Annotated in this window: 21 protein-coding genes; 16 read left to right on the plus strand and 5 right to left on the minus strand. The window is 55.1% G+C overall.

The features are described from left to right. Window positions 1-546: 546 nt before the first annotated feature. A complete protein-coding gene (locus ACQKLP_RS25040) occupies window positions 547-2,487 on the minus strand; it encodes an ATP-binding protein (RefSeq protein WP_427325821.1) in 1,941 nt (646 codons plus the stop codon). Window positions 2,488-2,874: 387 nt separating this feature from the next. Here ACQKLP_RS25040 and ACQKLP_RS25045 point away from each other — a divergent pair, with 387 nt between their 5' ends. From ACQKLP_RS25045 to ACQKLP_RS25070, 6 genes are all read left to right on the plus strand, one after another. Next, window positions 2,875-3,156, plus strand: coding sequence for a hypothetical protein (locus ACQKLP_RS25045; RefSeq protein WP_427325823.1), 282 nt, complete (start codon window positions 2,875-2,877; stop codon window positions 3,154-3,156). A 69-nt stretch (window positions 3,157-3,225) separates the two neighbouring features. Continuing rightward, on the plus strand, window positions 3,226-3,450 hold the full coding sequence (locus ACQKLP_RS25050) for a hypothetical protein (protein ID WP_427325825.1): 225 nt from the start codon (window positions 3,226-3,228) through the stop codon (window positions 3,448-3,450). A gap of 329 nt (window positions 3,451-3,779) precedes the next feature. Further along, a complete protein-coding gene (locus tag ACQKLP_RS25055; RefSeq protein ID WP_427325827.1) occupies window positions 3,780-4,550 on the plus strand; it encodes an exodeoxyribonuclease III in 771 nt (256 codons plus the stop codon). Further along, on the plus strand, window positions 4,547-4,849 hold the full coding sequence (locus tag ACQKLP_RS25060; protein ID WP_427325829.1) for a DUF4286 family protein: 303 nt from the start codon (window positions 4,547-4,549) through the stop codon (window positions 4,847-4,849). The genes ACQKLP_RS25055 and ACQKLP_RS25060 overlap by 4 nt, the downstream gene beginning before the upstream one ends. Window positions 4,850-5,145: 296 nt before the next feature. Next, the gene (locus tag ACQKLP_RS25065; protein ID WP_126244677.1) at window positions 5,146-5,415 is read left to right on the plus strand and encodes an HU family DNA-binding protein; all 270 of its coding nucleotides are present in this window, start codon (window positions 5,146-5,148) and stop codon (window positions 5,413-5,415) included. Window positions 5,416-5,544: 129 nt separating this feature from the next. Then, window positions 5,545-5,664 carry a 30S ribosomal protein THX gene (locus ACQKLP_RS25070; protein WP_126244800.1) on the plus strand — a complete coding sequence of 40 codons (120 nt, stop codon included), beginning with the start codon at window positions 5,545-5,547 and terminating at the stop codon, window positions 5,662-5,664. 84 nt (window positions 5,665-5,748) lie between these two features. On the opposite strand, the gene pdxH is transcribed toward ACQKLP_RS25070, so the two are convergent. After that, window positions 5,749-6,396: a pyridoxamine 5'-phosphate oxidase gene (gene pdxH / locus ACQKLP_RS25075; RefSeq protein WP_427325832.1), complete on the minus strand. Its 648-nt coding sequence runs from the start codon at window positions 6,394-6,396 to the stop codon at window positions 5,749-5,751. Window positions 6,397-6,496: 100 nt separating this feature from the next. On the opposite strand from pdxH, the gene ACQKLP_RS25080 reads away from it, so the two are divergent. From ACQKLP_RS25080 to ACQKLP_RS25120, 9 genes are all read left to right on the plus strand, one after another. Further along, window positions 6,497-7,606 (plus strand): DUF3298 domain-containing protein, encoded by a 1,110-nt coding sequence (locus ACQKLP_RS25080; RefSeq protein WP_427325834.1) that lies wholly within the window; start codon window positions 6,497-6,499, stop codon window positions 7,604-7,606. Between the two features lie 48 nt (window positions 7,607-7,654). Continuing rightward, window positions 7,655-8,797: a DUF3298 domain-containing protein gene (locus ACQKLP_RS25085; protein ID WP_427325835.1), complete on the plus strand. Its 1,143-nt coding sequence runs from the start codon at window positions 7,655-7,657 to the stop codon at window positions 8,795-8,797. Then, on the plus strand, window positions 8,794-11,952 hold the full coding sequence (locus ACQKLP_RS25090) for an ATP-dependent helicase (protein ID WP_427325836.1): 3,159 nt from the start codon (window positions 8,794-8,796) through the stop codon (window positions 11,950-11,952). Before ACQKLP_RS25085 ends, ACQKLP_RS25090 begins: the two co-directional genes overlap by 4 nt. Window positions 11,953-12,008: 56 nt before the next feature. Continuing rightward, window positions 12,009-13,478 carry an Ig-like domain-containing domain gene (locus ACQKLP_RS25095; RefSeq protein ID WP_427325838.1) on the plus strand — a complete coding sequence of 490 codons (1,470 nt, stop codon included), beginning with the start codon at window positions 12,009-12,011 and terminating at the stop codon, window positions 13,476-13,478. Between the two features lie 22 nt (window positions 13,479-13,500). Then, entirely contained in the window at window positions 13,501-14,124 is a 624-nt protein-coding gene (gene recR, locus ACQKLP_RS25100; RefSeq protein ID WP_427325839.1) for a recombination mediator RecR, read from the plus strand. Between the two features lie 79 nt (window positions 14,125-14,203). Then, window positions 14,204-14,728 carry a glutathione peroxidase gene (locus tag ACQKLP_RS25105; RefSeq protein WP_427325840.1) on the plus strand — a complete coding sequence of 175 codons (525 nt, stop codon included), beginning with the start codon at window positions 14,204-14,206 and terminating at the stop codon, window positions 14,726-14,728. Between the two features lie 25 nt (window positions 14,729-14,753). Beyond that, complete coding sequence (locus tag ACQKLP_RS25110; RefSeq protein WP_427325841.1) at window positions 14,754-15,890, plus strand: ATP-binding protein; 1,137 nt, start codon at window positions 14,754-14,756, stop codon at window positions 15,888-15,890. 254 nt (window positions 15,891-16,144) lie between these two features. Further along, window positions 16,145-17,791, plus strand: a complete 1,647-nt coding sequence (gene ricT / locus ACQKLP_RS25115; protein WP_427325843.1) for a regulatory iron-sulfur-containing complex subunit RicT — start codon at window positions 16,145-16,147, stop codon at window positions 17,789-17,791. A 21-nt stretch (window positions 17,792-17,812) separates the two neighbouring features. Further along, entirely contained in the window at window positions 17,813-19,312 is a 1,500-nt protein-coding gene (locus ACQKLP_RS25120; RefSeq protein ID WP_427325845.1) for a rhomboid family intramembrane serine protease, read from the plus strand. A 3-nt stretch (window positions 19,313-19,315) separates the two neighbouring features. Here the strand turns inward: ACQKLP_RS25120 and ACQKLP_RS25125 are convergent, their stop codons facing one another. After that, window positions 19,316-20,365, minus strand: a complete 1,050-nt coding sequence (locus ACQKLP_RS25125) for a nucleoid-associated protein (RefSeq protein WP_341841976.1) — start codon at window positions 20,363-20,365, stop codon at window positions 19,316-19,318. 57 nt (window positions 20,366-20,422) lie between these two features. Here ACQKLP_RS25125 and ACQKLP_RS25130 point away from each other — a divergent pair, with 57 nt between their 5' ends. Continuing rightward, window positions 20,423-21,307: an SMP-30/gluconolactonase/LRE family protein gene (locus ACQKLP_RS25130; protein ID WP_427325847.1), complete on the plus strand. Its 885-nt coding sequence runs from the start codon at window positions 20,423-20,425 to the stop codon at window positions 21,305-21,307. Here the strand turns inward: ACQKLP_RS25130 and ACQKLP_RS25135 are convergent. Both ACQKLP_RS25135 and ACQKLP_RS25140 read right to left on the minus strand, forming a co-directional pair. After that, window positions 21,302-22,831, minus strand: a complete 1,530-nt coding sequence (locus tag ACQKLP_RS25135; protein WP_427325848.1) for a sulfatase family protein — start codon at window positions 22,829-22,831, stop codon at window positions 21,302-21,304. The genes ACQKLP_RS25130 and ACQKLP_RS25135 overlap by 6 nt on opposite strands. Window positions 22,832-22,838: 7 nt before the next feature. Beyond that, window positions 22,839-24,359: a sulfatase gene (locus tag ACQKLP_RS25140; protein WP_427325850.1), complete on the minus strand. Its 1,521-nt coding sequence runs from the start codon at window positions 24,357-24,359 to the stop codon at window positions 22,839-22,841. Window positions 24,360-24,443: the final 84 nt, after the last annotated feature.

The raw sequence follows: 24,443 nt of genomic DNA on the forward strand, positions 1-24,443 counted from the left end.
GTTTCTCACTACGTTTGCTCTCCAATCAGGTTACAAACCCGCCGGCAGGCAAAAGTCATCCGGCAATGCCGGAAAACCTGAGCAGGTCCCGTTGCAGGCCCCGTTTGCAGGCACCGGCTGCGTGGCAAAGCCGAAACACTCTGCCACACAGCACGCCGGCACCTCATCGGGTTAACTCATCAATAGATGAAAGGCAAAGCTGACCTGGCTATATGTTTTACATACATGCATGATTTTTATGCGTTCCATAAATATCCACGTTGGGTTTGTGGCAAGACGGGCACCGTACCAAAAACCGGCACACCTGTAGTATCAGGAGCATCCAGCTGTCGGCAGCATTGGCGCCATGGTTGGCTTTTTTGTTCGGTAAACGCTGTATTGGTGTAAGTCCGGCACTTTCCGCCGGGAAGAACGATCATCGGGGCTAACGCGTGATCCGTTCCGCTTCAATCATTTTGACTTCTGCATCATCAATTTGATATTTGGTGTGTCAAACAATGCCTGCAATTTAGTCGGAGAAATTGATATATCGATCGTTCATTTTATTCAGTTTATAGGTATGGTATTAATACCTTCATCCTCCAACATTAGCGTATATTCGAACGTCGTATAGGAATTCCCGTCGCTTTTGACGGTAATCGATCCTTCCATTTTCTCGATGAAATCTTTACAGATGATCAGCGCCAAACCCGCTCCCCTATTACCTTCCCGAGAATACTTACCCGGCACCTTGTATTCGAAGATGTGATAAATGTCTACATCCGAAATACCCGAACCACCATTCGTAACGGAAATGACCGCACGCTCTTTTTGTTTCGACGCACGGATGCTCACAGCACTCGCTTTCAGCGAAAATTTGATCGCATTGTGCAGCAGGTTCCGATGCACGAATTGCATCATCTCCCGGTCGCCCTTCACCTGCATACCCGCCGGTATGGCCATTTCCAGCACTAATCCCTTGTCGCGGATATCGGCAGCGTAAAGGTCCAGCACCTCCTGCCACAGCTCCTCCAGCGAATACGGCAGCGGGTTATACTCGAACCCCGTCAACTGCGATCGTATCCAGCTCAGCACTGTTTCGAAAAGCTGCAGCGTATCCGCCGCCATGGCGGCTATCGTGTTCGCGATCTCCTGGTACTGCGCCGGCCGCAGGTCTTTCTGCCTGAAAAGCTCCGCCACATTGATGATATGGCTCAGTGGCAAACGGAAATCATGTGCGAGGATGGTCAACAGCTTATTCTTGAAATCGTCGTGATGATGCAGCAACTGGTTCTTCTCGATCACCATCCGGTTGATCGTACTGATGCGCTTTTTAATGCGTTTGTTCTCCCTTTGCGCACGGTACCACGTGTACAGCAATATCGCGGAAAGCACCAGGCACACGGCTATGAAAACGAATACCGTGGCCCGGTTGCGGCTTTCCATCCGGTCGTACGTTTCGGTTTGTTCGCGCAATTGTTTATCCAAACGGTAATTGTTCAGCTCCTGGTCGCGCAGGAAAGATTCCATGTAATCCTGCTCCTGCCGCGAGCGGAGGTTCTCCTGGTGCGAAGCGATCTCTTCGAGCATATCGGCGTACTGCAGGGCTTTGACGGGGTCGGACTTTTTATAGAATTCGTACAGCGCAATGACGGGCTTGATCATGAGCTTCCTGTACCCGCCGGCCGTCGCGGCATCCAGTACGCGCTGCCGGTATCGGGTAGAATCCGGGAGCTTCGACCATGTGGCGTAAATGACCATCTGCGCGTTCCCGTACAGATCGAGGTAATGCATTTTCTCCGCGCCGGCATGCGCCGTCAGCATCTGCAGTTCCAGCATGGCGGAGTCGAGCTTGTTCTCGCGGACTTTTTCATGCGCGAGGAAAAGGCCGGTGTAGGTGATCATGCGATCGTCGTGATAACGAACGGCGATGTCGCGCGCTTTATGCAGCGCCCATCTTGCGGAGTCTGCCTTGGCGGAGTCGGAGGAGAAAACGATGTAATAGTTGGCGAGCATCGTTGACCAGATGGAATCCTTCAGCAGCCTGCTACCTACGCCCATGGCAGATTCCATGTACTGATGTGCCTGGGGCAGGTTGCCTTCGTAGTGATAATAACCGCCGATGCAGTAGAGCGCGGTGCAAACGCCGGTGGAATCGCCGAGGGTGCGGTACAGGCTGAGGGCTTCGATGTAAAGCCGGTGCGCTACGTTGGAGTTGTTCTGGAAAGTGAAGCAGGCGCCCAGGTTGACGGACGCGTCTGCCAGTCCTTTTTGATAATGGATGCGCCGGGAGAGGTCGCGCGCGCGTTCGGCGTATCGCAGGGAGCTGTCGAGATGGGTGACGAGGTATATGGAGCTGAGGACGTTGAGCTGATCGTTATACGCGGTGCTGTCTTTCGTACGGTGCAGTTCGGTTTTGAGGCGTTGGATGAGGGAAGCCTGGGCGAAGGAGCCGAAAGCGGCGAGGCAAAGGCACAAAAGCAGGCAGAGGCCCTTCCGGGAGGGCATCAGGGGGTTTGGGGAGGGAAGAGGGGCGAGGCTGGTCATATTGCTGTGTGTGAACCCGGAGGTGATTCCGGCCGGTAACATGGCGCTGCTACATATATAATTTACGCAAAATCCGGCTATTTCAATATGCCGTTTGCCAGCCGGATTTTATGTTAACGGTTTGCAAATACCCCCTCTGTTCAAAAAATGAACGGATTTTTCAATTATTCCGTTGAAAATGAACAGAAATGAACGGCCGTCGATCGATTGCAGCTCCGTAATTTACGGCCGTTAACGGAAATGCGTTTCCCCGCGCGATGTTTGCCTGCCGCCGAAGAAATCATCCGGGAGAAGTACTGCCGACACCTTAAAGACATAACGTGCTTTTTAACCAAACCTCCTATAATCATGGAAAACTTGCAAGTTCAAAATTTCGGTTGCCAGGAACTCGACGCAACTACTGCCCAGGAAGTAAACGGGGGCTTCCTTTCCCTCGGCCTTTCTAATGTAAACGGTAAAATTACCCTTGGAGCACAACTTGACACCAACGCATTACTGGGTAGCCTGCCCGGCCTGCCCGGCACTGGCGGCGGCCTGCCTGGCCTCGGTGGCCTGGGCGACCTCCTGTCTCCCGTGACCAACCTGCTGAACAGCCTCCTCGGCGGCCTCGGCGGCGGTCTGCTGCGCTAGTCGTACCTGAACCCTGGTGGCGCCCGCGGTACTGGGCGCCACTATTCTTTTAACCATAAACCTGAACACATGGAAAACTTCAAACTCGAAGAACTGGGCTGCGAAGAACTGACCCAAATCGAAGCCGTAGACACCCAGGGCGGCCTGCTGGACCTTAGCGGCTTGCTGGACGGCCTGCTCGGCGGCATCCTCGGCGGCGGCGAAGGCAACCCCGTAGGCGGTCTCCTGTCCACCGTTACCAACCTCCTCAACAGCCTCCTCGGCAGCCTCGGCGGGATCGTAAGGCCCCTCTAATGCTCCGGCGGAGGACCACACTTTCCTCCTAAGCATCACAAGCGGCTGCCGCTCCCATGCGCAGCCGCTTTTTCTATTGCCCCGTCCGCCCAACCTTTTCCCCCGAATTACCCGGCCAGCGAGTATCCGATCCCAAGCGAATCCCCCTCAAAACGGTGTGCATCCCCATTACAGCAGCCGCCACTCTGCATCCAAACTTTGTCCAACCAGCGTCCGCCGGCCGCGGGCACCCCTAAACAGTGCGTTTATCCATCCCCATAAAAATCTTACCGGCCCGCGGTCATCCATCCATTCCCCGAATCCTGTATTTTTGCCGCAAACATTATTACATGAGGATCGTCACTTATAACGTCAACGGCCTGCGCTCGGCCATGACCAAAGGATTCACGGAATGGCTCAAAACCGACCCGGCAGACGTGATCTGCCTGCAGGAAGTAAAAGCCCACCGCGATAACGTGGACTACCAGCAGTTCGAGGAACTCGGCTTCCATGATTACTGGCACCCCGCCCAGAAAAAAGGGTACAGCGGCGTGGCCATCCTCTCCAAATTCAAACCCGACAACGTGCAATACGGGAACGGATATATGCAGAGCGACGCCGAAGGAAGGGTGATCCGCGCCGATTATGGCGACCTCACCCTCATCAACGCCTATTTCCCCTCCGGCACCACCGGCGAGGAAAGGCAGACCTATAAATACCAGTGGCTCGACGAGTTCTACGAATACCTCCAGCAACTGCGCAAGGAGCGCCCGAACCTGGTGGTAGTCGGCGATTACAACATCGCGCACGAAGCGATCGATATCCACAATCCCGTTTCCAACAAGGACTCTTCCGGATTCCTGCCCGAGGAACGCGCCTGGATGACGAAGCTCCTCAGCAACGGGTTCACGGACAGCTTCCGCGCCATGCACCCCGGGGCCCCCGACCATTACTCCTGGTGGAGCTTCCGCGCCAACGCTCGCGCCAATAACAAAGGCTGGCGTATCGATTACATCACCGTTTCCGATCCCCTCCGCCAACGCATCGAAGACGCAGCGATCCGCCCGGATGTGAAACACAGCGACCATTGCCCCGTTTACCTCAAACTCAAGCAAGCATGATCATATATAACGTCACCACCAAAGTAACGCCCGAAATCCACGCCAGGTGGCTGCAATGGATGCGGGAAGAACACATCCCCACCATCATCGGCACCGGATTTTTCCATGATTACCGCATGTGCCGCCTGCTGGACCAGGACGATTCCGACGGGCCGACGTATACCGTTCAGTACTTCACAGACACCCTGGAAAACTATAATACCTACATCCAGGAGCACGCTCCGCGCTTGCGGCAGCAGGCTTTTGAGCTGTTCGGGGACCAGTTCGTGGCCTTCAGAACGGTGATGCAGGTGGTATAATCCACATAACTTATCCACAGGTAATCCACTGTTTTCAAAGGGGTGGGTATTTGGCACAAAACTTGGCAGGGACGGGCCTTTCAGCACGAATAGCATTCAAACTCAATGCAGTAGCGCATTTCAGCTGAACGGACAAATCGCCGGCTTTCCGTTTTTGCATATCCCAATCTGCTGTAAACGTTACCTGTAGGGTTTTTCAGCCGGTAAAAAAGTTTTGCGGTAATTTGGTAATCTTGTAAAAGGCTTTATATTTGCTCACATCAAACATTTTCTCACTAGTTAAATCTTAACTAACTATGAACAAAGCCGAAGCAGTAGAAGTCATTGCAAAAAACGCCGGTATTACCAAAACCCAGGCAAACGACGCTCTGGACGCATTCACCAAAGCAGTTACCGATACCCTGAAAAAAGGTGGTAAAGTTACCCTGGTAGGCTTTGGTACTTTCTCTGTTAGCAAACGCGCTGCACGTAACGGTAGAAACCCCCAGACTGGCCAGATCATCAAGATCAAAGCTAAGAAAGTGGCTAAATTCAAAGCCGGTAAAGCGCTGTCCGACAAGATCTAACACTTGGCGACCCAACTTTATTAAGCAAGGAACATCAAATGTTTCTTGCTTTTTTTATTTTTGCAGCCGGAAGCCCTCCCACCGGAGGCAACTTCCCATTATCATTCATCAATAAAAAATCATTCGACCATGGGTAGAGGTGATATCAAAACCAAGAAAGGCAAGATCTCCAACGGATCTTTTGGCAAAAGCCGTCCGGCTAAAACCAAGAAAGCCACTGCTGCTAAAGCCGCCGCTAAGAAAGCTTAATCGCACGCAGACAATAAAAGGGGATACCAGGCAATGCCGCCAAGGCATATGACCGGTATCCCCTTTATTATTTTCACCCCCTGATCAGGGCGCCAATCGCTCGATCTTCCAGCCACCAGCGGGTTCCAGGGTATACAGCAACCTGTCGTGCAGCCGGCTGCTCCGCCCCTGCCAGAACTCCACTTTCTCCGGCACCACCAGGTACCCGCCCCAATGTTCCGGGCGCTGCGGCGCATGCTGCAGGTATTGCGCTTCCAGGGATTTCACCTTTTCTTCCAGCACTTCCCTCCCCGGTATCACCCGGCTCTGCGGGCTCGCGATCGCCCCGATCCGGCTCCCCACGGGGCGGGAATCGAAGTATTCGTCGCTCACCGCCGGCGCTACTTTCACCACCCGGCCTTCCACCCTCACCTGCCGTTCCAGCTCCTTCCAGAAGAAAAGCAGCGTGGCCCTGGGGTTCTCCGCCAACTCCTGCCCCTTCCGGCTTTCGTAGTTCGTAAAGAACATAAATCCCTTTTCGTCGAAGCTCTTCAACAATACGATCCGCGCAGATGGCATGCCCTCCGGCGTACAGGTTGCCAGCGTCATGGCGTTCGGCTCTTCGATCTCCCCCGCCAGCACTTCCTGCCACCAATGGTCGAACTGCTGCACGGGATGAGCGGCTACTTCCCGCTCGTTGAGCGTGGCGCGGCGATAATCCTGCCGCAGGTCTGCTATCTTCTGATTGATCATTTTCGGCTTCTTTTTTGCAAAATTACGGGATATTGAACCTTCGGAGACTGACGATTGTCTCTATTACTGGTAATTTCCATCAATCCGAAAAAAATACACCATGCATAAACTCCTCTTCATTCCCGCGGCTATTCTCACCCTGGCCGCCTGCCAATCCGCCCCAAAAAAAGACGGAAACGCCGACAGCACCGCCGTTCCCGCTTCCACCGAACTGCCCGCCACCTGGGCTAAACGCTTCAAAGGCTCGCTGGCCGGACAAAACATCACGCTCCTGCTCCAAAAAGCCGGTCAAAACGATTTCCGCGGATGGTACGTCTATGATGCCCATGGCGAGCCCATCGCTTTACGACCGTTTTATGGCGAGAAAAGGACGGACGACAGCGTGATCGTCAACGAAGGCTACACGGAAACCGACGGTGTTTTCCGCGGCACCGTGAGCGCCGACGGGCATTTCAAGGGGAAATGGGTGAACGCGAAAAATACTTTCGACTTCGACCTGGCCGAAAATAACGACAGCGCCGTGCTCTTCTCCGTGATCGCCTACGCCGATTCCACCCGGCTCCTGGCCGACAAGCCGAATTCCCCGGTAGCCACGGCTTCCGCGTACACCGTCTGGCCCACCGGCGGCGGCGAAAGCACGGTCGCGTTTTTACAGAAAACCCTCGGCCCCGGGGTACCGCAAGGCTCCACACCGGCCTCCCTCCTCAAAAACGGCGTAGACACGTTCTTCACCAATTATAAAAGCAACGCCAAAGACTTCGATTCCACCAGCATGGGCGCCTCCTGGAGCTGGAGCACCGAATCGGGCTCGGTAGTAGCCTGGAACCAGTGGCCCCTGCTCGCCATAGAAGACTGGACCTACGAATTCACCGGCGGGGCGCACGGGAACGGCGGGTCGAACTTCTCCGCCTACGACCTTTCCAAACAGAAAAAACTCACCCTGGCAGACGTTTTCAAGCCCAACTACAAACCCGTCGTATCCGCCGCGCTCGGCAAATCGTACCTGAAAAAATACCAGGTGAAATCGCTCGAAGAAGCGGGGCTTTTCGTGAAAAAGATCGAGCCGAACGATAACTTCTTCCTCACTTCACACGGCGTCGTATTCAGTTATACGCCCTACGAGATCGCCGCCTATGCGATGGGGCAGATCACCCTGTTCGTTCCCTGGGCCGACATCAAAACGGTTGTGCAGGAAGGCTACGCACGATAGCTTCCGTTTCGCGGTTTTGTGGTAATTTCGTCCGTAATCTCCGGCATCATGAGAATGTTGATCTGTATGCTTACGGCGCTGGCGCCCCTGTGTGCGTGCCAGTCCGGGCAAAAGAAGCCTGCCGCCCTGGATAGCACCGCCGCCGCCACCGTTGCGGCGGTAAAAGTACCCGTCGCCCCATCCTTTTACAAACAGCTCAAGGGCACATTGGCCGGCCAGCCGGTTACGATGCAGCTCGTCAAATATGCGCCCGGCGATTATGAAGCCTGGTACCTTTATGATAAGAAGGGCGAGCCCATCGGACTTTCGCTTTCCCGCGAAACGGCAGACAGCCTCATTTTCGCGGAGTTTGCGGGGCCGAACAACGAGAACGTCTTTCGCGGCACTTTCGACGGGTCGCAATTCCGCGGCATCTGGACGGGCAACGAAAAATCGTTCGGATTCGAGCTGCAGGAAGATATGGACAGCGCCATAACGTTCGAAACGTATACTTTGTCGGATTCGGCGAAGTTGCGACCGCACGATGCCTCCTCTCCCATGGCGCAATTTAGCGCGGAGATGGTCTGGCCTTCTGGCGGGGCGGACGCGGCCATCATCACGTTCCTCCGCAAGGCGATGCAGCCGGAGATGAAACCGGGGGATATGCCTTTGCAGGCGTTGAAGTCTTCGGCGCTGGGGTACCTTTCCGGTTACCAGGACAATTCGAAAACCCTCGACTCCTCCGAGCTCGCATCAGGATCCGGGGCTACCTGGAACTGGGAGTCGCAGGAGTCGCAAAGCGTGGTCTGGAATAAATACCCCCTGCTGGTGATCGCCCATTTCAGCTACGATTACAGCGGCGGCGCGCACGGCAACTACGGCACTACTTTTGACGCATACGACCTCGCCGCGAAGAAAAAGCTCACGGCGAAAGACGTTTTCAAGCCGGGATATAAACCCGTGGTGGGCGCAGCGCTGGAGAAAGCCTTCCGCAAACAGTTCCGCGTGCCGGCATCGGAACCGCTGGACAAGGGGTTCCTCTTCGAGCCGCACATCGTGCCGAACGAAAATTTTTACCCGACCGGTAAGGGGGTCGTTTTTAACTTTATCCCTTACGAAATCGCCGCGTACGCAGTGGGACAAATCTCGCTGTTCGTACCCTGGAGCGACATCCGCTCCGTCGTACAACCGGCATATTTACCAAAAACATGATCAATCCGCAACAGGAACAATATAATCAACGGTACGAGGAAGTATACGCCCGCCTCAACAGCGCGCAGCGCGAAGCGGTGGACAATACCGAAGGGCCCGTAATGGTGATCGCCGGGCCGGGAACGGGCAAAACCCAGATCCTGGCGTCGCGCATCGGCAAAATCCTCCGCGACACCGACTTCCTTCCCCACAACATTCTCTGCCTCACCTACACCGACGCCGGCACCGTGGCCATGCGTAAGCGGCTCACCGACTTCATCGGGCCAGACGCCTATCGTGTCAATATCCATACTTTCCACTCGTTCTGCAACGAAGTGATCCAGGACAACCTGTCGCTTTTTGAGAAAAACGTGCTCGATCCGATCTCCGATCTCGAAAAGATCCAGCTCCTCAAAACCCTCATCGACGGCTTTTCCAAAGACAATCCACTCAAGCGTTACCGCGGCGATGTGTATTTCGATATGCGCAACCTGGCGGGCCTTTTCTCGACGATGAAGCGCGAGGGCTGGACGGTCCCCTTCATCCGCGAACGCGTGGAAGCCTACGTGGAATCCCTGCCAGAACGCACCGAATACATCTATCAACGCAACTCCGGCCGCTTCAAAAAAGGCGACCTGAAGCAGGACAAACTGAACGGGGAACGGGAAAAAATGGCCCGGCTCCTCGCGGCCGTGGAGCAATTCGACGTGTTCCAGCAACTCATGCACAAAGCGAACCGTTACGATTTCGACGATATGATCAACTGGGTGATCCGCGCGTTCCGCGAACATCCCAACCTCCTGCTCGACTATAAGGAACGGTTTCAATATATACTGGTAGACGAATACCAGGATACCAGCGGTACCCAGAACATGCTCATCGGCCTGCTCACTTCCGGCGAGGAAAAGCCGAACGTGTTCGTGGTGGGCGACGATGACCAGTCGATCTACCGCTTCCAGGGCGCCAACGTGGAAAACATGGAGCAATTCGCCAACGACCACCTCGCGCACGACCTGCGGACGGTGGTGCTGACGCAGAATTACCGTTCCGTGCAGAACATCCTCGACGTGTCGATGTCCGTGATCGCGCATAACGAGGGCTCGCGGCTGGTAGACAAGCTGCCCGGGCTCAGCAAGCAGCTGAAAGCCTCCAACGACAAACTGACGCCGCTGGACCTGCCGCCCGTGATCCGCCGGTACAACACCCCCCGCGACGAGATGGCCCACATCACCCTCGAAGTGGAGCGCCTCCTGGCCCACGGCGTGAACCCGGGGAAAATCGCCGTCATATATAAAGAGAACCGTTACGGCGAAGAGCTGGCCCAGTATTTCCGGCTGAAGGGCGTGCCTTTCTTCTCGAAACGCAACCAGAACCTCTTCGAGATCCCTTTCGCCAAAAAAGTGTTGCAGATCGTGCGGTACATTGCCCGCGAGCTGGAAACGCCGTACAGCGGGGACGATATCCTCTTCGAGCTCCTGCATTACGATTTTTATAAAGTGCCGCCCATCGAAACGGCGCGCATCAGCATTGAAGTAGCGGAAAAAGGGTACGCGGAAAAATCCTCCATCCGCAAATACCTCCAGGAATGGGTGAACACCCGCAACCCCACGCTGTTTTCGCTCGCCCCGCACGACGAGGCCCTGCGGCTGGGGCGCCTCCTCGAAAAATGGATCGGCGATGCCCATAACATCACCCTGCAACAGCTGTTTTCGTCCATCATCAGCGAAGGCGGCATCCTGCAGTACATCCTCGCCAGCCCGGAAAAAATCTGGCTCATGAAAGTGCTCCAGGCGCTGTTCGATTTCGTGAAAGACGAAACCCGCCGCCGGCCCGAAATGAACGTGGTAAAACTTATGGAAACCATCGACCTGATGGAATCCAACGGGCTGTCTATCCCCCTGATCCAGGTGTCGGGCAACGAAAAGGGCGTCAATTTACTCACCGCCCACGGCTCGAAAGGCCTGGAATTCGAATACGTGTTCATCGCGGGGGTGACGTCCAATATCTGGGAAGACAAGAAAAAGATGTCGGGCGGGTTCTCTTTCCCCGACACCGTTTTCACCACCGAAGCCACTTCTACCGACCAGCAGGAGCTGCGCCGGCTGTTTTACGTGGCCATCACCCGCGCCGAAAAATATCTCTACATCAGTTATCCGGAATATAAACAGGACGGCAAACCGTTGGTACCCAGTGTGTTCGTGGCCGAAATCCAGCAGGTGCACAATCTGGACGTGGAGCCGGTCATCATGGACGACGAAACCATGTTCCATTTCGAGATCCTGCAATACGGAAAAGAACAGGCGCCGGAGATCGAAAAAGTGGACCAGCTGTTTATCGACACGCTGCTGAGCGGGTTTACGATGAACGTGACAGCGTTGAATAATTACCTGCATTGTCCGCTGGCGTTTTTCTACCAGAACCTGCTCCGCGTGCCATCCGGCCGGTCGGAAAACACGGAATTCGGCTCCGCGGTGCACTTTGCGCTGGAGAAGCTTTTCCAGAAGATGCAGGAAAGGAAGAACGAGTTCCCGCCGAAAGAGGAGTTTATCAAAGATTTCCGGTACAGCATGCTGCGCAGCCGGGAAGCCTTTACCAAAGAGGCTTTCAACCGGCGGATGGAATACGGCGAAGAGATCCTTTCCAATTATTACGACAAATACCTCCCCGTCTGGAACCGCATCGTGAGCATCGAGCGGAATATCCGGAACGTGGTGGTGAACGGCGTTCCGCTGAAAGGAAAGATCGACAAGCTCGAATTCGACGGCAGCAACGTGAACGTGGTGGATTACAAAACCGGGGATTACGAGAAAACGAAGAAGGAGTACAAAAAATTCGACCGGCCCAACGATCGCAATCCCAACGGGGGCGACTATTGGCGGCAGGCGGTTTTCTATAAAATCCTCCTCGATAATTATAAGCAGAAGAACTGGCATGTGGTGAGCACCGAGTTCGATTTCGTGGAGCCCAACAAGCAGAAGGAGTATTTCAAGGAGAAGATCGACATCCTCCCCGAAGATATAACGACGGTGAGCCAGCAGATCCGCGACACCTGGGTCCGCATCCAGAACAAGGAGTTTTATACCGGCTGCGGGAAAGACGACTGCAAATGGTGCAACTTCGTGAAAGACAATAAGCTGGAGGTGGCGTTGCACACCCTGGTGGAGGAGGAAGAATAATTAATGGCCAACAAACAGTAAGTTTGCAAATCATAAAAATTCAGCGAAAAGGAATCATGAATCATATAATGCGTGGCTTTGGGATCGTTCTTTTGGCTTGCGGCTATCTTTTTTCCGGCTGCGCCAACATCGTGCCGCCCGGCGGCGGGCCGCGGGATACCCTGGCGCCGAGGGTCCTGTCCGTTTCCCCGCCCGATTCCACCCTCAATTTCAACGAACAGCGCGTCACGTTCCGGTTCAATGAATACGTGGAGCTGGACAATGTGCTGGAAAAGCTCATCGTGTCGCCCACGCTGAAGCGCACGCCCGTGATCACCGCCAAGCTGCGCACGGTGACCATGGTGATCAAGGATTCCCTCCAACCCAATACCACTTACACTTTCAACCTGGGAGACGCCGTGAAGGACGTGAACGAGCGCAACCCGATCGAAGATTTCCAGTACGTGGTGTCTACCGGCGATTACCTCGATTCCATCACCCTGTCGGGCACCATCCTCATCGCCGAAACCGGCAAGCCGGACAGTAACGTGGCCGTGATGCTGTATTCCAATATCACGGAAGACTCTGTGGTGTCCAAGGAAAAACCGCTGTACCTGGCCAAAACCAAAGGCAACGGCACATTCCGGTTCAAGAACCTCAAGCCGGGCACTTACAAGATTTTCGCCCTGAAAGAAGAAAACCGCGACTTCCAGTATACGGAAGCCGACGAGCTCATCGCCTATTACGATGCGCCGCTCGATCTGTCGGAAAATATGGCGGATGTAAATATGTCGCTCTTCAAGGAGCCGGATTCGCTCCGGCCGAAATACGACGACCTGGCCGTGCCGGAAGAAGCCCAGCCGCAACAGGAAGAAAAGAAGAAAGACGACAAGAAGAAACCCAAACTGATCGCGAGCGCCGAGCTCAGCGGCGGGCGCCAGGAACTGGGTGACAGTCTTACCCTGTCTTTCAACTTCCCCATCCGCAGCCTCGATTCTTCCGCCATTTCGCTGCTGGAAGATACGACCCTCCAGCGCGTGCGCTTCGGGCTGACCGTGGCGGATACCACCATGAAGCAGTTCAAAATGTCGTATAACTGGAAACCCGGCAAGCCTTACCAGCTGATCCTGCCTGCCGGTTTCGCCACCGATACCACCGGGCTGCAAACGGCGAAGGCGGATACCATCCGTTTCGAAGCCAAACAGCTGGACGATTACGGCACCGTGACCGTGAACCTCACCGTGAGCGACAGCGCCCGCCACATCCTCCCCGAAAGCGACAGCAGTTACCAGTTCGTGGTGCAGCTGGTGCAGGGCGGAAAGGAAGTGAAATATACCGGCGTCGTGAAAAATGGAAAATGGGAACGCGGGCTCATCCAGCCCGGGGAGTACGAAATCCGCGTGATCGTGGACCGGAACTTCAACGGGCGCTGGGATACGGGCATTTATTACCGCAACCCGAAAAAGCAGCCTGAAACGGTGTTTACCTTTAAAGATCCCATCAACGTTAAAAAGAACTGGACGGTCCCCACTAACGTCAAACTATAGTCAATATCCGTAATTTTGCCGTATGATCTTCTCTTCCGCATTGATAGAAAATGCAGTCAGCGAGTTTGCGCGGCTGCCGGGCGTGGGCAAGAAAACGGCTTTACGGCTGGTGCTGCACCTGCTGAAGCAGGATACAGCCCAGGTGGAACTGTTTGCGGAGGCCATCGCCAAAATGCGCCGGCAGATCAAGTTCTGCAAAACCTGCCATAACGTTTCCGACGAAGATACCTGTACCATTTGCGCCAACGCTTCCCGCAACCATAAAGTAGTGTGCGTCGTGGAATCCATCCGCGACGTGATCGCCATTGAAAATACCCAGCAATTCAATGGGGTGTACCATGTGCTGGGGGGCATTATTTCGCCGATCGACGGGATCGGGCCAGACCAGTTGCAGATCCATTCCCTCGTGGAGCGGGTGCAGCGGGACGGTGTGGAAGAGGTCATTATGGCCCTGAGCCCTACCATCGAAGGGGATACGACCATCTATTATTTATCGAAGAAGTTGAAGGACTATCCCGTGAAAGTGACCACCATCGCCCGGGGGATCGCTTTCGGCGGGGAACTGGAATATGCCGACGAAATGACGCTCGCCCGGTCGCTCACCAACCGCCTCCCGCTCGACAATTACCTGCAGCAAGGCAAATAGGGCTTGCTTTTTGTGCGTTGAAACGTATATTTGGATAGACAACACCGAGTTTTTAACCATCCCTCAAAACTGTCTGAACATGTTCAAAATATTTCTGCTTTCCGCACTTTTCCCCTTCCTTTTCGGGAATGTGTATGATTTTAAGGTAGACGCCATCGAAGGCGGCAAGATCGATTTCTCGAAATACAAGGGTAAAAAGATCCTGATCGTCAACACCGCGTCGGCATGCGGGAACACGCCGCAATATGCCGAGCTGGAAAAGCTGTACAAGCAATACCATGGCAAACTGGTGATCGTGGGCTTCCCCGCCAACAACTTCGGCGGCCAGGAACCCGGTACCAACGCCGAAATCAAGGCATTCTGCACGAAGGAATACGCCGTAACCTTCCCCATGGCGGCGAAAATCTCCGTAAAAGGCTCAGACATCCACCCGATCTACAAATGGCTGACGGAAGAAGCGAAAGCCAAACAGCTCGCCCCGGAAGAGGTGACCTGGAACTTCCAGAAGTACCTGCTGAACGAAAAAGGGGAACTGATCGCCGTTTTCAAACCGCGTACTTCGGTTTTTAGTCCGGAAGTGACCGCCGCGATCGAAGGGAAATAACCAATTATCCCGTATTTTTACCGCCATGTTTTTCGCGGATATCATCGGACAGGAAGCCACGCGCGACCAGATTTTGCATGCGGTTGAGAACAACCGGCTCAGCCACGCCATGATCATGCTGGCCCCCGAAGGTGCGGGCGGGCTGCCCATGGGGCTGGCCTTTGCGCAATACCTCGTATGTGAAAACCGCCAGGGGCACGATTCCTGCGGCCAGTGTTCCGCCTGTGTGAAAGCGCAGAAGTATATCCATCCCGACATTCATTTCTCCTACCCGGTCATCCCCCGCAAATCGGGCGACAAACCGGTCAGCACCGACTACGCCGCCGAGTGGCGCGAATTCGTGGCGCAACAGCCGTATGGCAACGCGTACGACTGGCTGCAGTTCATCGGGGCGGAGAACAAACAGGGCAATATTACGGCCCATGAGTGCCAGGACATCATCCGGAAACTGAACCTGAAGAGCTTCGAAAGCCCTTTCAAGATATTGCTCATGTGGATGCCGGAGTACCTCGGGAACGAGGGCAACCGGCTGCTGAAGCTCATCGAGGAGCCGCCGGCCAATACGGTTTTCATCCTCGTGGCGGAAAACCAGGAGCAGATTTTGGCGACCATCCTGTCGAGAACGCAGCTCATCAAGATCAATCCGCTGCCAAAAGAGGAGATCGTGAAAGCCCTTACCCAGCGGAACGCCGTTCCCGAAACGCGCGCCCGCCAGATCGCGACGATCGCGTCGGGGAACTATCGTGAAGCGGTGCAATTGCTCAACCATTCCGACAACGATTACCACGAACTTTTGCGTAACTGGCTGAATGCCATCTTTATGCAAAACAGGGCGGGGCTCCAGGAGTGGGTAGACCATATGGCCAGCGCCAAAATGGGCCGCGAAAACCAGAAGCAGTTCATCCGGTACTTCATCAACGTGCTGGAGCACAGTCTCCGCGTTCAATATATGGACCCCTCGCAGCTCGCTTTCACGCAGGAAGAGATCGATTTCGCGGAAAAACTGAAAAAACTGGCCAACCTCGGGCAAATGGGCCAGATCATGGAAGAACTGGACAATGCGTACTATCACATCGAGCGGAATGCTAACGGGAAAATCCTGTTCCATGCGCTCTCCATCAGGCTTCAGTACGTCTTTAAGGGCCGTCCGCTGCCTGTTTAGCTGTCAACTATTTAACGTACCTTTGTCCGGCTATTTCCCTATACGCCCTTTTGAATCTGGAAGTTAATATGTACTTTTAGTGACCTGGGGTACCAGGGATCAACATTTTTTAAATTAATAAACCGAATAATATGGCTTGTGCCGGATGTGGTACGGGTGCAGAGGGGAAGCCGACGGGATGCAAGAGCAATGGAGGCTGTAGCAGTGGCGGATGTAACCGCCTCAACGTCTTCGACTGGCTTTCCAATATTCCCTTGAGTGATAGTTTAGCACCATTCGATATTTTAGAAGTAAGTTTTAATAACGGTAGTCGCAAAGATTTCTTCAGAAATTCCACCAAACAACAGTTCGAGAAGGGCGAAATGGTGGCAGTGGAAGGGATCAGCGGTTTTGACGTAGGCATGGTCAACCTCACCGGCGAACTGGTGAAGTTGCAGATGAAGAAGAGACGGGTGGAAGATACGCCCGAAGTGAAAAAGGTGCTCCGCCGCGCGTCTAACGACGATATGCACCGCATGTCGGAGAACAAGAACCGTGAGCGCGACGCGCTGATCAAGGCGCGCGCCATTGCCCGCAACCTGGGCCTGGAAATGAAGCTCGCAGAAGTGGAAATCCAGGCAGATGGCCGGAAAGCGACTTTCTTCTACACGGCAGACGACCGTGTCGATTTCCGTGAACTTATTAAAGTGTACGCCTCCGAATTCCGTGTGAAGGTGGAAATGCGCCAGATCGGCGCCCGCCAGGAAGCAGGGAAAGTAGGCGGCATCGGCTCTTGCGGCCGCGAATTGTGCTGCTCCACCTGGCTGACCGACTTCAAATCGGTGAACACGACTGCAGCCCGTTACCAAAACCTCTCCATCAACCAGGCGAAGCTTTCCGGCCAGTGCGGCCGTCTGAAATGCTGCCTCAACTACGAACTGGATACCTATCTCGACGCCCTGAAAGATTTCCCCGACGATTGCGATGTGATCGAAACCTCCACAGGCAAAGCCACGCTGCAGAAAAGGGACATCTTCAAGAACCTGATGTGGTACTCCTACGACAACAGCAACAAACAATACCCCCTCACCATCACCCGCGTGAAGGAAATCCGCCAGCTCAATATCCAGGGCATCCGTCCGGACGAGCTGAAGGCGGTGGAAGTGGTATCGTCCAAACCGAATAAGGAAGCCGATCTCGGGTTTGCCGACGTGGTAGGCCAGATCAGTCTCCGCTCCCTCGAAAAAGCGTCCCAGAAGCGCAAGGCCAAAAGCCGCGAAAAGCAGAAGGAACAGCAGCAACAGAAGGAGAACAAAGGCAAGGGCGGCGATCAGAAACCCCGGGAGCAACGGCCCGACAACCGCGGCGGCGACCAAAAGCCACGCGAAAACCGCGGAGATCAAAAACCCCGCGAGCCCAGGCCAGACAACCGCGGCGGCGATCAGAAACCCCGTGAACAACGGCCCGACAACCGCGGCGGCGAACAAAAGCCGCGCGAAAACCGCGGAGAACAGAAACCCCGCGAACAACGGCCCGACAATCGCGGCGGCGACCAAAAACCCAGGGAACCCCGGGAGCCCCGCGAAAACCGTGGCGACCAGAAACCCCGGGAACCCCGCGAAAACCGCGGCGGCGATCAAAAAACCCGCGAGCCCCGTGAGCCCCGTGGCGACCAAAAGCCAAGAGAACCCCGCGAAAACCGTGGTGGAGACCAAAAGCCCAGGGAGCCCCGCGAACCCCGCGGCGATCAGAAACCCCGTGAGCCACGCGAAAACCGTGGCGGAGGGGAACAAAAACCCCGCGAACCGCGCGAGCCCCGTGGCGAACAAAAGCCAAGAGAACCCCGCGAAAACCGCGGCGGCGATCAAAAGCCCAGGGAACCCAGGGAACCCCGCGAGCCGAGGCCCGAAAACAATCAATAATTTTCGAGTAACTTCGTATACATGAGAGACGCATTCCGGTGCGTCTCTCTTTATTGTACCATGATCGGATTCCCACCCCGATATAGCACCTACGCTTCTCTCTCCCACCGCAGCACGGAGGAACGGCTCGTCCTTTTCTGGCTCGCCGCCGAAAGCCTCGAATGGGAAGTAGGCACCGCCACACCCGATAGCCTCACCGCTTTCACCCACTTCAGCCTTAAATCCTGGAACGAACAGGTCAGTATCGACTTCTCCCAGGAAGAGATCGAACTATTCAGTGTATCCACCGGTGTGCAGGTCCTAGACTTCGGGCGCAACCGCCAGAACGTGATCCGCCTGCTGAGGGCGCTCCATTCCATCGACGCCGCCATTGCGCCGGAAGAACTGGAAGCAGCGATCCAGGAGCGCAGGCACCTCATCCGTCCGGAAGGGGAAACGGTCCACCTCACCCGGAGCCGCAGGGTCGTGAACGGTTTCACGCAGGTTTTCAAGCCGGTGAAAGGCTATTTCGTGACGCCGATCCTCATCGTCCTCAACGCCCTCATATTCCTCATCACCACCAACAAATGGCTGTTCCCGCAAAGCAGCGGCTGGACGCCCGCCGGCGAAGCACTCAACGCCGTAGGCGCCAACTATAAGCCGCTCACGCTCTTCGGCGAGCCATGGAGGCTGGTTTCGGCCGGGTTCCTCCATGCCAACGGGTTCCATCTGTTTTTTAATATGTACGCGGTAATGATGTGCGGCATTTACCTGGAACCCCTCCTCGGAAGGGCCCGCTTCGCCCTCGTCTATCTCCTCACCGGCATCGGCGGCGCCCTCGCAGGGCTCTGGTGGTACGATATCACGCCTTCCCTCGGAGCGTCCGCTTCGGTTTTCGGGCTGTTCGGGTTCATCCTCGCCCTGCTGCTGCATAAATTCATCGAGCCGCGCGAGCGGAAAGCCCTGCTCGTCAGCATCGGGATTTATCTCGTCATGAACCTCGCATCCATCTTCTTTTCCACCAATTACGACCATGCCGCGCATTTCGGCGGACTGTTCTGCGGATTGCTCATGGGACTTTTATGGCTTCCCGGCCTCCGCCCCACCGCTTCCCCAAAACGGAAAACGGGCTTCACGGTGCTGGGACTGGCCGTTTGCGGTATCATCTTCTCCGCCGCCTACTTCCTCGCCCCGCGCGATGTGAATGTTTACCTGGAAAAAAGGACGAAAATGGACGAGAATTACCTCATGGCGTCTGGCGCCTACACCGCCCGCACCAACGAAGAAAGGATGAAATGGCTGAAGAATTACGCCATTTATTATATGGACGAAAACCTGCGCATCATGGACGAGGTCGACAAGCTCCACCTGGCACAGGATTCCCGCAGGCAGAACCGCATCCTGCGCAAGATTTACACCACGCAGAAACAATTGTTCGTCTGGAATTATAAAACGCTGTCCGAAGGAAAAAATCCCTACGACACGGAGATCCTCCGCGCGCTCAAGCAACTCGACAGCCTGCAGCAGCAGCTGGATTACTAGTGCTTACTTCTCTTCCTCGAAATACAATTTGTAATAATTCATGCTCCGCTCTTCGTCGTACCCCCGCTCGATCATTTCGCGGTTGCCGTGCACATACACGTGAAAGTTGCGGTCGAGCTTGAGGATGCTCTTGAAGAATTTCTGGCCTTTTTTGAAAGCCGGGTTGCTGATCTCGAATTCGTCGGGCACGTCGAGCTTGTATTCGTCGCGGTAATGATCGCGGTACTCGCGGAAGGCGTCTACGGCATCGGGATGGCCAAGCACTTCCTCCGCAAATTCCTCCATTTTGAATTCTTCCTTCTCTTTAAAATAAGTGGCGGATTTTTTCAGTAGCTCGATCTGGTCGATCCGGTTCATTTCGAACTCCTCCGGCAGTTTTTTCTGGATGAACTGCTGGCAAAGGTCAACCATCGTTTCGGTTTGATGGTAGCTGTCTGCGCGGCGCTCCACCTGCAGGAACGCGTCTTTCCAGTACACGGCCTCCTGTTTGCTGTTGCTGTCTACGATGCTGACCTTGAACCCTTCTTCCGACTCGATATTAAAAACGAGGCAGCCTTTATCGAGTTTATTGATGTTGATACCGTCGTCGTAATTCAGTTGGTAGTTTTCGTCGTTGAGGAACACTTTCAGGTAGGTATCGCGGGTTTCCGACTTGAAAATCCCGATCGCTTCCACTTCTTCGCCGTCTACCTGGCATTTCGAGAAATGGGTGATATACAGTTCCCCGCCCTTGATTTTGGGGTGGGTGGAATGTTTGTAGAGGTGTTTGGCGATGTTGACGGACTGCTCCTGGAAGTTGTCTTTATTTTCGAAGATGAGGCTGCAATATTTGTAGACTTCATTGAGCTGGATATCGGCTTCGTGGGTGAAGCGGAAATATTCGGCCATGTTGGCGAATGGCTGGATGAAGTAGCTGAGGAGCAGGGTGCCGATGGTTTCGTCCTGCAGTTCGAGCGGTTGCTGCGAAAGCACGAGAGGCTCGTCGTTATTGCCGTTGCCCACCTTATGGATCGTGAGCAGTTCCAGGTCTTTGATATCCGATACGTGAATCATACGGGCTGCAAATTAGGGGCATTTCCCATTTTCCGTCAAAAAAATTAATTTACCGGTATGAAACGCCTGATCACCGCGCTATTGACACTGTCTGCCACCGTGGCCCTCGGCCAGGAAGCCCAGATCCCCTATGTTGCCCGCGACCTTACGAAGGAAAACATGTTTTCCACCAATATCGAAGGCCCGAATTTCGACGCCCGTGGCCAGTTGTTCGTGGTGAATTTCAAGCGCGACGGCACCGTGGGCCTCATCAGCACCGTTACGGGCCGCGGCAACGTGTTCGTGACCCTGCCAGACAGCAGCATCGCCAACAGCATCGTTTTCGACAAGTCCGGGAATATGCTGCTGGCCGACTTTATCGGTCATAATATATTGAAAGTGAACATGAAAACCCGGAATATCAGCGTTTTCTGCCATTCCGACCGCTTCAACCAGCCCAACGATTTCTGCATCAACGGGAAAGGCCAGCTCTTCGCCTCCGATCCCAACTGGAAAGCCGGCACCGGCCAGATCTGGCGCATCGATCCCGATGGCACCCCCACCCTACTCGATGGGAATATGGGCACCACCAACGGCATCTGCCTGAGCCCCGATGAAAAAACACTCTACGTCAACGAAAGCGTGCAGCGCAAAATCTGGCAATTCGATGTCAGCGCCGAAGGAAATATTTCCAACAAACGACTTTTCGCCGAGTTCCCCGATTTCGGGTTCGACGGGATGAAGACCGACCGTGAAGGCAATCTTTACGTTACCCGCTACGGCAAAGGCACGATCGTCATGATCACGCCGGAGGGTGAAATCTACCGGGAAATTCCCCTGAAAGGAAAATCCTGCAGCAATCTCGTATTCGGCGGGCACGATGGCCGTACCGTGTACGTGACGCTGCAGGACCGCAAATGCATGGAATACTTCCGTGCGGAGATTCCCGGCAAAGGTTTATAAACCTTTCCGCATGATGGCCATGGCGTCTGTATCGCCATAGTGCCCGATCTCGTTTTGCAGCTCGGCTACCAGTTTCGCCTGGATTTTCTGGTATTTTTTCTGACCGTAGAGGTTCTTCATTTCTGAGGGGTCTTTCTTCAGATCGTACAATTCCCAGCTTTCCACACGCTTGTAGAACCGGATAAGCTTGTAGCGCTCCGTGCGCACTCCGAAGTGCGGAGACACTGCGTGCTCGCCGTTTTCATAATAATGGTAATACATCGCCTTCCGGGATTTGCCTTTCCCCGAAAGCCTCGGCAGGAAAGATGCTCCCTGCATATCCGCTGGGATTTTCGCGCCGGCGGCCTGCAACAAAGTTGGTGCGATGTCGAGGTTCATGACGAAATCGTTGTTGACGGAACCGGGCTTCGCGGCGCCGGGGTAGCGCATCACCATGGGCGTACGGAAAGATTCCTCGTACATGAAACGCTTGTCGAACCAACCATGCTCCCCGAGATAGAAACCCTGGTCAGACATATAAATCACGATGGTATTATCGTTGAGCCCGTGGCGGTCGAGGTAATCGAGCGTGCGGCCGATGTTACGGTCGAGGGATAGCGCGGTGCTCATGTAATCGCGCATGTACCGCTGGAATTTCCACTGTGCGAAGCCTTCTTCGGTGAAACGGACGGTTTTGAGCCCGTCGGAAATGGGGCCGTAGAAAGCGTCGAACTTCGCGCGCTGTGCGGGGTTCATGCGTTTGATGTTGCCGTCGCGGCTGGCTTCGGCGCTGTCTCCGAACATTTTCAGATCGTAGCCCATGATCATGGATTTCGACACGCTCATATCCTGAACGGCAGCGGCTTTCCGGCCTTCATACTTATCGGAGAAATTCGCCGGCAGGTTGAACGTCGTGTTTTCGTAGGCGCCCATGTCGGCGGTGTCGGGGATCCAGGTGCGATGGGTGGCTTTGTGGCCGATGACCAAACAGAAAGGCTGGGTGGTATCGCGCCCGTCGAGCCATTTCTCGGCTTCGTCTTCGATGACGTTGGTGACATATCCGTCGAATCTTTTCTTCGATCCGTCCATCATGAGAAAGTCCGGGTTGTAATAGGACCCTTGCCCGGGGAGCACTTGCCAGTACGAGAAGCCCTGGGGCTGGGTTTCCAGGTGCCACTTCCCGATCCACGCGGTATTGTAGCCGATTTTGCCGAGCTCTTTGATGAAAGTGTTCTGGCTGCCGTCGAACCGGGAATGCTCGTTATCCTTAAACCCGTTGCGGTGGCTGTGCTTGCCGGTCAGGATCACGGCGCGGCTGGGCCCGCAGATGGAATTGGTGACGTAGGCGCGGTTGAATCTCACGCCTTCCCGCGCGATGCGGTCGATGTTGGGCGTTCGTGCCTCCTGCCCGCCGTAGGCGCCGATGGCCTGGAAGGCGTGGTCGTCGGAAACGATGAGGATGATGTTGGGCTTGCGCTGCGCCATTGCCGTGCCGGAAAGCCCCAGCAGCAGGGCCGCAGCGGCCGCCAGTCGTTGTATCTGCATAGTGTTGTTATTCGGTTTCGTCTGGGAAAGGCGCGGCTTTCCCGGTATTTTTCAGCGGCGGCATCTGCGCGTTCCATTCACGTAGCCGGTCAGACAGCAGTGCGGAAAGGGCTTTCACCTTCGCCGGGTTGGCGGCGGAAAGATCGTTCGATTCGCGAAGATCTGCTTCGATGTCGTACAATTCCTTTTTCCCGTCGCGCATGTTGTAGATCATTTTCCAGCGGCCCTGGCGGATCGTGGATTTGTAGTTGATGCCCGGCCCGTCGCGCGGGACCCATTTGTTGGGATAATGCCACACCAGCGGGCGGGTGGAGTCGGCGGAACGGGGGTTCTGCAGGATATTCACAAAGCTTCTTCCGTCTACCTGCTGCACGGTTTTGTACCGCACACCGGCCATGGCAAGGATCGTCGGGAAGAAATCCTCGATCATCACATATTGCTTCGCCATTGTTCCGGCTTTCGTTACGCCCGGCCATTTCACGATCATCGGCTCGCGGATGCCGCCTTCGTACATAGACCCTTTTCCCGCTTTCAGGGGCGCGTTCTGCGTGTGCGGCGCGCCGGTGCGCGGAGGGGCCAGGCTCAGGCCCCCGTTGTCGCTCATAAAAATAATCACTGTCTGCCTGTCGATGTTCTTTTTCTTCAGATAATCCATGATATCGCCGAGGCTTTTGTCCATCCCTTCCACCAGCGATGCGTATTTCGCTTCCAGGGTATCGAGGCCGGCGTCGAGGTACCTTTGCAGGAATCGCTTGTCGCCCTGTATGGGCACATGCACGGTGTAATGCGCCAAATGCAGGAAGAAAGGCTGTTTGTTTTTGACGGGCGTTTCGATGGATTTGAGGGCTTCCAGGGTAAGGGCTTCTGTGAGGAAAGTATCCGTTCCGTGATACTGCTGAAGGTCCGGGACCGCCTGCACGCTTGCCTTTCCGGGGATATTGCCGTAGTTCTCCGTTCCCAGGTAGCTCTGCGGATGCCCCGCCGCATGGCCCGCCACATTCACCGTAAACCCGAAATTATAAGGATTGGCGCCCGGCGTGCCCTGTGCGCCCCAATGCGCCTTGCCCACGTGCACCGTAAAATATCCCGCATCGCGGAGCAGCTGCGGTAACGGTGTGGCATATACGGTTCCCGGGACTCCCGGTACCGGACTGCAGCCATTGATGTTCCAGTCCAGCGGCCCGAACTGATCGTCGGGGTTATCTGAAGACCGGTCCCTCACCGGCGACGTCCAGTTGGTGACGCGGTGCCTGGCGGCGTTCATACCGGTCATGAGGCTTACGCGCGTGGGGGTGCACACCGGCGTGGCGTACGCCTGGGAGAATTTCATCCCTTCCGCCGCCAGCCTTTCCATATTCGGCGTATAGTACCGTTTGTTCAGCGGGTAAGCGCTGTCGCCCATCGGCAGCGAGGTATCCATCCACCCCATATCGTCGACGAGAAAAACGATGACGTTGGGCCGTTGTTGCGCCTGCATCGTTACCGGGAGCAGCAGTCCGGCGATCAGGCCGATAAACGATAGTTTCATGTGTCGTTCTTTAGGATTCGCTATATCATACATGCAATATCTGTCCGCGGGATGCCTGGCACCGGCGGATTTCCGTCCACCAAT

The organism is Chitinophaga sp. NPDC101104 (assembly GCF_050277495.1).
Lineage (GTDB): Bacteria > Bacteroidota > Bacteroidia > Chitinophagales > Chitinophagaceae > Chitinophaga.

Coding starts and splice junctions, on each gene's coding strand:
- ACQKLP_RS25080 (WP_427325834.1), top strand. CDS start 6,497: ATGCATAAACTCCTCTTCATTCCCGCGGCTATTCTCACCCTGGCCGCC.
- ACQKLP_RS25130 (WP_427325847.1), top strand. CDS start 20,423: ATGAAACGCCTGATCACCGCGCTATTGACACTGTCTGCCACCGTGGCC.
- ACQKLP_RS25055 (WP_427325827.1), top strand. CDS start 3,780: ATGAGGATCGTCACTTATAACGTCAACGGCCTGCGCTCGGCCATGACC.
- ACQKLP_RS25065 (WP_126244677.1), top strand. CDS start 5,146: ATGAACAAAGCCGAAGCAGTAGAAGTCATTGCAAAAAACGCCGGTATT.
- ACQKLP_RS25085 (WP_427325835.1), top strand. CDS start 7,655: ATGAGAATGTTGATCTGTATGCTTACGGCGCTGGCGCCCCTGTGTGCG.
- ACQKLP_RS25140 (WP_427325850.1), bottom strand. CDS start 24,359: ATGAAACTATCGTTTATCGGCCTGATCGCCGGACTGCTGCTCCCGGTA.
- ACQKLP_RS25105 (WP_427325840.1), top strand. CDS start 14,204: ATGTTCAAAATATTTCTGCTTTCCGCACTTTTCCCCTTCCTTTTCGGG.
- ACQKLP_RS25070 (WP_126244800.1), top strand. CDS start 5,545: ATGGGTAGAGGTGATATCAAAACCAAGAAAGGCAAGATCTCCAACGGA.
- ACQKLP_RS25110 (WP_427325841.1), top strand. CDS start 14,754: ATGTTTTTCGCGGATATCATCGGACAGGAAGCCACGCGCGACCAGATT.
- ACQKLP_RS25040 (WP_427325821.1), bottom strand. CDS start 2,487: ATGCCCTCCCGGAAGGGCCTCTGCCTGCTTTTGTGCCTTTGCCTCGCC.
- ACQKLP_RS25060 (WP_427325829.1), top strand. CDS start 4,547: ATGATCATATATAACGTCACCACCAAAGTAACGCCCGAAATCCACGCC.
- ACQKLP_RS25090 (WP_427325836.1), top strand. CDS start 8,794: ATGATCAATCCGCAACAGGAACAATATAATCAACGGTACGAGGAAGTA.
- ACQKLP_RS25135 (WP_427325848.1), bottom strand. CDS start 22,831: ATGCAGATACAACGACTGGCGGCCGCTGCGGCCCTGCTGCTGGGGCTT.
- ACQKLP_RS25045 (WP_427325823.1), top strand. CDS start 2,875: ATGGAAAACTTGCAAGTTCAAAATTTCGGTTGCCAGGAACTCGACGCA.
- pdxH (WP_427325832.1), bottom strand. CDS start 6,396: ATGATCAATCAGAAGATAGCAGACCTGCGGCAGGATTATCGCCGCGCC.
- ACQKLP_RS25125 (WP_341841976.1), bottom strand. CDS start 20,365: ATGATTCACGTATCGGATATCAAAGACCTGGAACTGCTCACGATCCAT.
- ACQKLP_RS25120 (WP_427325845.1), top strand. CDS start 17,813: ATGAGAGACGCATTCCGGTGCGTCTCTCTTTATTGTACCATGATCGGA.
- ACQKLP_RS25050 (WP_427325825.1), top strand. CDS start 3,226: ATGGAAAACTTCAAACTCGAAGAACTGGGCTGCGAAGAACTGACCCAA.
- recR (WP_427325839.1), top strand. CDS start 13,501: ATGATCTTCTCTTCCGCATTGATAGAAAATGCAGTCAGCGAGTTTGCG.
- ACQKLP_RS25095 (WP_427325838.1), top strand. CDS start 12,009: ATGAATCATATAATGCGTGGCTTTGGGATCGTTCTTTTGGCTTGCGGC.